The sequence below is a fragment of the Protofrankia sp. CiP1_Cm_nod1 genome (assembly GCF_920888515.1).
GTDB lineage: Bacteria > Actinomycetota > Actinomycetes > Frankiales > Frankiaceae > Protofrankia.
This window is the reverse complement of sequence record NZ_CAKKTM010000072.1, coordinates 1-8,381: the sequence shown is the minus strand read 5'-3', so window position 1 is coordinate 8,381 and position 8,381 is coordinate 1. Positions and strand designations below refer to the sequence as shown.

At 70.3% G+C, this 8,381-nt stretch carries 7 protein-coding genes; 4 read left to right on the top strand and 3 right to left on the bottom strand.

Annotated elements, in window-relative coordinates:
- On the bottom strand, window positions 1-628 hold a 628-nt coding region (locus NBX02_RS04140; RefSeq protein ID WP_250290054.1), incomplete at its 3' end, for a TerD family protein.
- Between the two features lie 417 nt (window positions 629-1,045).
- On the opposite strand from NBX02_RS04140, the gene NBX02_RS04135 reads away from it, so the two are divergent.
- Window positions 1,046-1,756: a suppressor of fused domain protein gene (locus tag NBX02_RS04135; protein WP_250285578.1), complete on the top strand. Its 711-nt coding sequence runs from the start codon at window positions 1,046-1,048 to the stop codon at window positions 1,754-1,756.
- Window positions 1,757-1,791: 35 nt separating this feature from the next.
- On the opposite strand, the gene NBX02_RS04130 is transcribed toward NBX02_RS04135, so the two are convergent.
- Window positions 1,792-2,682, bottom strand: a complete 891-nt coding sequence (locus tag NBX02_RS04130; protein WP_250285579.1) for an LLM class F420-dependent oxidoreductase — start codon at window positions 2,680-2,682, stop codon at window positions 1,792-1,794.
- Window positions 2,683-3,412: 730 nt separating this feature from the next.
- On the opposite strand from NBX02_RS04130, the gene NBX02_RS04125 reads away from it, so the two are divergent.
- The gene (locus NBX02_RS04125) at window positions 3,413-3,919 is read left to right on the top strand and encodes a MaoC family dehydratase (RefSeq protein WP_250285580.1); all 507 of its coding nucleotides are present in this window, start codon (window positions 3,413-3,415) and stop codon (window positions 3,917-3,919) included.
- Between the two features lie 334 nt (window positions 3,920-4,253).
- On the opposite strand, the gene NBX02_RS04120 is transcribed toward NBX02_RS04125, so the two are convergent.
- Complete coding sequence (locus tag NBX02_RS04120) at window positions 4,254-4,649, bottom strand: NUDIX hydrolase (protein ID WP_445548258.1); 396 nt, start codon at window positions 4,647-4,649, stop codon at window positions 4,254-4,256.
- Window positions 4,650-4,997: 348 nt separating this feature from the next.
- Between NBX02_RS04120 and NBX02_RS04115 the strand changes: the two genes are divergently transcribed.
- Window positions 4,998-6,278 carry a site-specific DNA-methyltransferase gene (locus NBX02_RS04115; RefSeq protein ID WP_250285582.1) on the top strand — a complete coding sequence of 427 codons (1,281 nt, stop codon included), beginning with the start codon at window positions 4,998-5,000 and terminating at the stop codon, window positions 6,276-6,278.
- 786 nt (window positions 6,279-7,064) lie between these two features.
- Window positions 7,065-7,928 (top strand): CRISPR system precrRNA processing endoribonuclease RAMP protein Cas6, encoded by an 864-nt coding sequence (gene cas6, locus NBX02_RS22925; protein ID WP_445548257.1) that lies wholly within the window; start codon window positions 7,065-7,067, stop codon window positions 7,926-7,928.
- Window positions 7,929-8,381: the final 453 nt, after the last annotated feature.

Genomic DNA, 8,381 nt, shown 5'->3' with positions numbered 1-8,381 from the left:
GCGGTGAGGACGACGGCGCGCCCCAGCCACCCCCCGCCTCGGCGGGCTGCGCGGGCTGCCCCGTCGGGGCTCCCCACCGCTGCCCCGGCGGCGGGGTGACGATCTGGGTGGGCGGGTCGACCGGCGGGGTGCCGGGGTCGTCCACCGTGATCCCGAAGTCGGTGGCGATGCCGGCGAGCCCGGAGGCGTACCCCTGCCCCACGGCGCGCACCTTCCACGCGCCCTGGCGCCGGTAGAGCTCCACGAGTATCAGCGCGCTCTCGACGGTGAGATCGACCGGGTCGAAGCGGGCGATCTCCTCACCCCGGGCGGCCCGGGCGACGACCCGCAGCCCGCTGACGGCCGCGAAGGTCTGTGTGCCGGAGCCGTCCAGGCTGCCGGTGACGACCACCTTGTCGATGTCGGCCGGCACCTGCGTCAGGGTGAACTCGAGCGCGGACGGCGGGAGCAGGCGTACCCCCGGCCCGGTGGGCTGGTTGAAGAACACGAAGTCGGCGTCGGAGCGGACCTTGCCGTTCGCGGTCACCAGCAGCGCGGCGATGTCCAACGGGGTGGACGAACTGATCTCCACCCGTACATCGGTAGTGGACAACGGTGCGTTCGCGCCCTTGCTCAGCACCTGCGCCATGGTGGCCTCCGCATCTGCCCTGTCGCCTGTCCGCCTGTCGGCATGTTGCTGATCGGCATGTTGTTCGACGCCCGCGGGCGTGACTCCCGCGAGGCCATCGTGACGGATACCGGCTCCCGGCCGACAACCGGCACCCGGCGGCCGCCCGTTCCCCCATGACGGTGGACGCGCCCGACCGGGTAACGACCCGGCCCCGATCCACGGTTCCACCTGATAGGCCTGATATGCCTCTCCGGAGCCGAAAATTTCCCGGCGCTGCCCGGATCCGGATTCGGGCCGCGTCCGGCGGATCCCCGCTCGCGCGGACCAGCGGCGCCCGGGCGGTCGATATCCACAGGGAAGCCGTCCGCCGGAGGCCGTCCACAGGGAAGCCGTCCGCCGGACGATATCCGCCGGAGGCGGCTTAGAGTCGGCGCTGTGGACGTTCCGGAGGTGTTGAAGCGGGTGGAGACGCACCTGCTGCGGGAGTTCGGCCCCGACACGGGCCGCGCGGAGATCACGTTTCTCGGTTCCGAACCGATCGAGGTGCTGCGTTTCAGCCACCCGACGGAGAGGGTCATCCGTTATGCGACCCTCGGGATGTCCCGGAGCCCGATGAGCGATCCGGCCTCCCCCGTGCTCGACCCGGCGGGGCCCCGTGCCGAACTGGTGCTCTCGCTGAAGGAGCCCCGCGACAGCGTGGCCCGCCGGCTGGCCCTGCTGGCCGCGATCCCGGCCGTCGAAGGCGTCCCGGTGGTCGCCGGGGCCGGCCTCGACCTCGGTGAACCGTTGTGGGACGGCGCCGGGTTCACCGCGGTCCTCGTCGCCGAACCCGGCGGGCTCATCCCGGACCTGCCGCTACCGGACCCGTCCCCGAAAGATCCGGCACTGGAAGATCCGACGCTGTTTGATCACGATCCGCCCGCTCCTGATCCGTCCCTGCCGGGCGGGCCCGCGGGCCGGCAGCCGGCGCGGACGCCTGTCCGCGCGCCGGTGCGTTTCCTGCCGGTCCTGCCGATGACGCCGAACGAGTCCGCGTTCAAGCGGGTCCACGGGGCGGCCGAACTGCAACGGCGCTGGCTGGCCGCCGGCACCGACCTGCGCGATCCCCGGCGCGTCGGGCTGCGTCTGGACGCCGGCGACCGGTAGGGGCACCGTCCGGCAGGGACAGCGTCCAGGAGAGATCAGCCGGTGACGGCGATGTCGGCGAGGTTCTTGACGACCGGGACGCAGATCCGTTCGACCCAGGCGTCCACCGCCTCACCGCCGGGCGGGACGACGATCACGGTGTCGATGCCGAGGCGCGCGTACCGCTCGGCATCGGCGAGGAAGGCGCCGGCGTCCTCCCGGGCCAGCGCGTCGCCGTTGTAGATGATCGTCTTGGAGATCTCCGCGTAGTCGCGGCCGACCGCGTCGCAGTGCGCCCTCAGCACGTCGAGCTTGTGTGCGACCACGTCCACCGAAGGGGCGAACAGGTTGCAGGCGTCACCGTAGGTCGCCACCAGGCGCAGCGTCCTGCGCTCCCCGCTGCCCCCGATCAGGATCGGCACGCGCGGCCGGCTGACCGGCGCCGGCACGCACAGCGTCTCGGCGAGCTGGTAGTGCCGGCCGGCGAAGGGGCCGTTGTCCTCGCTCCACATCTGCCGGCAGATCCGCAGCGTCTCCTCCAGCCGCTCGAACCGCTCGGCGACCGGCGGGAACGGCACGCCCAGCCCGTGGTGCTCGCGGTCGTACCAGGCGGCGCCGATGCCGAGCTCCGCGCGTCCGCCGGACAGCACGTCCAGGGTGGCGATGATCTTCGCGAGCAGTCCGGGGTGACGGTAGGTCACGCCGGTGACCAGCAGCCCGAGCCGCAGCCTGGACGTGTAGGCGGCGAGGAACCCCAGCGTGGTGTAGCCCTCCAGCATCGGCTCGTCGGCCGGGAACATCGCCTCCATCTGGAAGTAGTGATCCATCACGCTGAGCCGGGCCACGCCCGCGTCGTCGGCGACCCGGGCGGCACGCCCCAGGACCGGCCCGACCGCCTCCGCTCCGCCCGGCCAGGTGAACCGGACCACGTGTACGCCAAGCAGCATCGCCAACTCCTCACGTCTCACGTCTCACGTCCCGGTCGTGCCCGGGGCTTCTCGCCGGGAGGGCCGCGGGCGGCACGGTCGTGTTCTCCCGCGCCGGCTTTCCGCGCCAGAGGACGTCCCGCCGGTCCCGGAGTTCCCGCCCGGCGGTGGCGGGGCGGAAGCCCGGTCCCAACCGGCCCGGCCGGGCCCGGCGAGGCCCCGCCGGGCCCGGATCTCCGGGCCGTCACCGGCACGCGCCGGCCGTCGTCGTCCCGCCCTGTCACCACCCCGGTCGCAGCTGTATCCCGGTCGCCGCCGTCGTCCCTGCCGCCGTCCCCATCCTGACGGACGTCGGCGGGCATGGCCACGCTGGGACGGGCCGGAGCTCCCCGGGCGCGGCCGCCGTGGCCGGCGGGGCACCGCGCGTGGACACCCCACGCTCACCGCCGCGCCACCGCCCTGTCACCGCCGTGCCGCCATCGCACCTCACCACACGGTGTTCTGCCGCCATCGCCACCCCGCCGCCGTTCACCCGGCCGCCGTTCACCCGGCCACTGGCACGCTGCCAGCCCTTCGCCGCACCGCCGTCAAGAGGCGATCGAATAGCTACTTTCCGCAATTACCGATCGGGTGTGGCCGTGAATCGGGCAGGTGCCCGGCCGACCTGGAAGGATCGGGCCCGGGCGGGTTCGCGACGGCGGGCCCCGTCGTGCCGCGGCGGGGAACTCCGGGAGAGCGAGGAGAGCGCATCATGCAGTTCGGCCGGTATTACGAGGAGTTCGAGGTCGGCGCGGTCTACAAGCACTGGCCGGGCAAGACGGTCACCGAATACGACGATCACCTGTTCTGCCTGTTGACCATGAACCACCATCCACTGCACCTGGACGCGCACTACGCCGAGGAGACCACCCAGTTCAAGCGGAACGTCGTCGTCGGCAACTACGTGTACTCGCTGCTGCTCGGCATGTCCGTCCCGGACGTCTCCGGCAAGGCCATCGCCAACCTTGAGGTCGAGTCCCTCCGGCACGTGAAGCCGGTCTTCCACGGCGACACCATCTACGGCGAGTCCGAGGTGCTGGACAAGGTCGAGTCGAAGAGCAAGGACGACCGGGGCATCGTGCGGGTCGAGACCCGCGGCTACAACCAGGACGGCACCCTGGTCTGCATCTACCGCCGCAAGGTGATGGTGCCCAAGCGCTCCTACGGCGAGGCCCGTGGCGGCGAACAGCCCGGCCGCCCCGTCCCCAACGGCTCCTGACCCCGCCCTCCCCCGCCCTCCCTCTTCTTCCCCATTCTTCCCTTTTCCCTCCTTCCCTCCTTCTTCGCTCCTTCCTCCCCTGCTTCCCCATAACAACCGGATCACGAGAACGAGTATGCAAGTGGCTGCTACCACAGCCACTTGCATACTCACTTTCCTGACATGACCCCCACAGGGCTGGGCCAGTAGCGCGCATCCCGTCTGTCACCACCCGCGCAGGCCATGATCGGCGCGGGTTCGTCGTCGGGTACGCTTTCCGGCCTGCTGGCCGCGTCAGCGTGCACACAGCGACAGACGCGCCGGTCTTCTCCGGTGGCCGGCGCCCATCGGCGCTCTATGCGGTCGTGATGCCCCAGGTGGCGAGGGCGTCCAGCAGGCCCTCGGTGAGGGGCACGGCGCGCAGGTCGGCGCACCAGCGGACGTCCGCGGCGTCGTCCCCGGCCCGCAGGATCCCGCCGCCGATGTCGCACACGTAGTCGGCGATGTCGTAGACGGCTCCGTCCGGCCCCGGCCGCGTGACCCGCCCGACCAGCCGTCCAACGGCCACCTCCAGGCCGGTCTCCTCCCGGACCTCCCGGACGAGCGCGGCGCTGTCGCTCTCGCCGGGCTCGACCCGCCCGCCCGGCAGCGACCACAGCCCCCGCCCGGGTTCCCGGGCCCGCTGGACGAGCAGCAGCGCGCCGGCGGCATCCATGATGATCGCCCCGACGCATGGGGCCCTTCGCGCGATCCGCTCCGGCGGCACCCGGCTTCCCGTCGTCCGGTGAATCCGATCGTCCCGGCCGGCATACCCGGTCGTCGTGACCCGGTGCACACCAGCCGGCTGTTCTCGCACCCACAATGCCGGTGGATGGCACTGCCGGGCAACCTCATCCACCGGTTTATCCGTTTCATTCACCGCTTCATTCGCCGGCCTGTCCACCAGCCCATCCGTCGAACCGGTGCCCGTCTCAGCCTCGCATCGGTATCGTCGCAGATCAGAGCACATCGTGGATCTTGGTTGGCAAGTTTCGCATGGCGCTTCCGGTAAACCGCCGGCAGGCCGACCATTGGAAGCGAGCCGACCGTTGGAGGCGAAGTGACCGCGGCTGTCGGCCGGCCCCCCGTGGCACGCAACGAGCACCTGACCTTCCGCGCCAACATGGGTGCCGGCCGGCACGGGTGGCTGCGGCTCACACCGGCCTACGGGGTGCGCCTCGTCCGGGAGAGCATTTCGCGCCTGCCGGCGGGCTCGGTCGTCACGGACCCTTTCTCCGGGACGGGCACCACCCCGCTCGCCGCCGCCGAACTCGGCCATCACGGGCAGAGCGTCGACGTCAACCCTTTTCTCATCTGGCTCGGCCGGGCCAAGGTCCGGCGCTATTCGCCGGAAACCCTGCTGGCGGCCGTCGACGCCACCCGGGAAGTCATCCGGACGGCCACCCGGACAGATCGTGACGCCATCCTGTGGCAGCCCGACATCTTCAACATAGAACGATGGTGGACGCCCGGGACGCTGGACGCGCTGAAAGCGCTGCGGGCGGCGGTCGACGCACACGAGGGGCCGGTGCGCGACCTTCTCGACATCGCGCTGTGCCGGGTGCTGATCACCCGGAGCAACGCCGCCTTCAACCACCAGTCCATGTCCTTCAGTGCGCCCTCCGAGAAATCCGCCAGGGCCTCCGCGCGGGACGCCCGCGACAGCGCTCCAGCACTGTTCGACCGGGCCGCGGCGGAAGCGACGATCTCGGCGTTCGCGCTGGAGATGGACGCGGTGGCCCAGTCCGCCCGGTTCGCCCTGCCAGGCTCCGCCGCCATCCACCAGGGCGACTCCCGGACGAGGATCAACCAGCTGAAGGAGGCGGACCTGATCCTCACCAGCCCGCCCTACGTCAACCGTATGTCCTATGTCCGGGAACTACGCCCCTACATGTACTGGCTGCGCTTCCTGAACCTCGCCGGTGACGCCGGGGACCTCGACTGGCGGGCCATCGGCGGGACATGGGGCACCGCGACGTCGAAACTGAACGGCTGGCGCCCCGAGACCGACACCCCCGTGGACGACGCCATGGCCGCCGTCTGCGCCAGAATCACGGCGGACGGCGGGAAGAACGGCCCGCTGCTCGCGACCTACGTGCACAGGTACCACCACGACATGTGGTTGCACTTCCAGGCCGTCACACCGGCTGTGAAACGGGGCGGCGCGGTCTCCTACATCGTGGGGAACTCGGCCTTCTACGGCCATGATGTCCCCGCCCACACCTGGTACGCAGCCATGCTGCGCGCCCTCGGCTACATGAACGTCGAGATCACCACGATCCGCAAACGAAACTCGAACAAATCCCTCTACGAATACAACGTGAGCGCCCGCCGCCCGTGAACGCGGCGTTTCCCGGCCTCCACGCCCGCTCCCCCGCCCGCACGAGCGCTGGCGCCAACCGACAGGCACCGGAGCACCGATCAGCCAACACCAGTACAACCCGTGACCGCCCACAGCCGCCCGCACAAAACATGATCGGCGCAATTTTGTCATTGTGCACGCTTTTCAGCCACACAAGCGTACACAACGACAAACTCGCGCCGATCTTCCCCGGCAAACAGCACCCATCAACGGATCACCATCATCCGTGCGGCTACGCGCAGCAACATCACCGACATCCAGCCAGCCCCACATACGAGCCCGACGGCGACCCCACCCCCATGATCGGACCGGGGTCACCGAGGGCGAATACCAGAACGGTGGCGCGTGGCCCTTCATGTTTCTATGCCCTCATGATCGGGATGGGATTAGCGGGGCACCCCCTTCGGGAGCCCTGCCGAGCCGGGGCTATACCACTTGGTTACGAGGACCTATCGCAAACGATCTCCATGAAGATCTGGAAATAATCATCGATATAGATCGACATAGCCTCTGATCTGCGTAAACGAAGCCATCGAAGATCATGGAAAAACTGGGTTTGGCGAAACGATCTGCACCGGCCACGATCAAGCCGACTCGAGTGGCGCGGATGGAACACGGTGCCGGCGGTGGCCGTAACACGGAGGATGGCTGTTCTCGGGAGTGTTCCGGCCGGATGAGGGACCGTCGGATGAGGGACCGGGGGTTGCCTTGGCGGAGAGGGCGGCTACTCTGAGCGTCCGGATTCCGGGTCCATGGGGGGATACGATGCCGGCTTCACTGATATTGAAGTTCCCAGCTCCACCGCGTACGCCGTCGCCGCGCCAGTTACTCGGTGCCGCCGCTCGGCTTTTCGAGACCACCGACAGCGATCATCATGCGGAGAGCAAGCCGTTCGCGGTCGGGCCGGTCACGCCTTCGCCCAGCTCGGGCACGGCGGCCGCGAGAGGCACGACGGCTCCGACGGGCCCCGCCAGCCCCACGAACTCCGCGGGCCCCACCGGGGCCACCGGGGCCACCGGGGCCACCGGGGCCACCGGGGCCGCGTCGTCCACCGGTGCCGTGGGTATCGCGGGCTGTCCGGGGATGACACTCTGGCGGCTGGGCTGGCTCAGGGAGGAGGAGCTGCCGCGGAACTGGCCGCCACGGACGGTCCGTTTCGGGCCGTGCGAGCAGCAGGTCACAGGGTTCGACGTGGACCCGTGGCCGTTCGCGCGGCTGGCGTCGGCCGGGCCGGCCCGGCGCGTCCGGTTACGGATGATCACACCGCTGTTCTTCTCCCGTAGCGGCCGGGACCTGCCGCTGCCCGAACCGGTGCTGATCGTGCGCTCGCTGTGGACCCGGTGGAACACCTACGCCCCGGCCGCCCTGGAGATCGACGACGGCATCGCGCGTGAGCTGGCCGACGCGGTGTTCCTGGACTCCGTCTCCGGGGCGAGCCGGCAGATCCCGCTCAACGAGCAGATCCGGCAGGTCGGGTTCGTGGGCAACGCCGAGCTGCGTCTGCTGAGGACGGCGTCGGTGACCGTGACGGACGTCTTCGGCGCGCTGAGCCGGTTCGCGGCCATCGCCGGGATCGGCGCGCTGACCACCCACGGCTTCGGCGCCGTCGAGGTGACACCGAGCACGTGACGTCCGGACTGCCGCCCTGGCCCGGCCCCGTCTCGACGAGGCCGGGCCAGGCGGTCGGGACGGGACGGGCGGGCCGGACCAGCCGGGTCCGGCCGGGCGGGCCGGATCAGGCGGGTCAGGGCGGGCGGGTCACAGGTCGAGGCCGGTGAGGACGAGGACCCGTTCGACGGTGAGGTCCGCCATGGCCGCGTGCACGCCCTCCCGTCCCACACCGGACTCCTTGGCGCCGCCGTAGGGCATCTGGTCCGCCCGGTAGGACGGGACGTCCCCGATGATCACTCCGCCGACGTCGAGCTGGTGGTAGGCGCGGAAGGCGGTCGTCACGTCATGGGTGAAGATCCCGGCCTGCAGGCCGTAGGGGCTGTCGTTGATCCGGGCCAGGCCGTCGTCGAGGCTGTCGACCGGTTCGATGACTGTCTCTTATACACATCTGACGCTGCCGACGACTAGTCG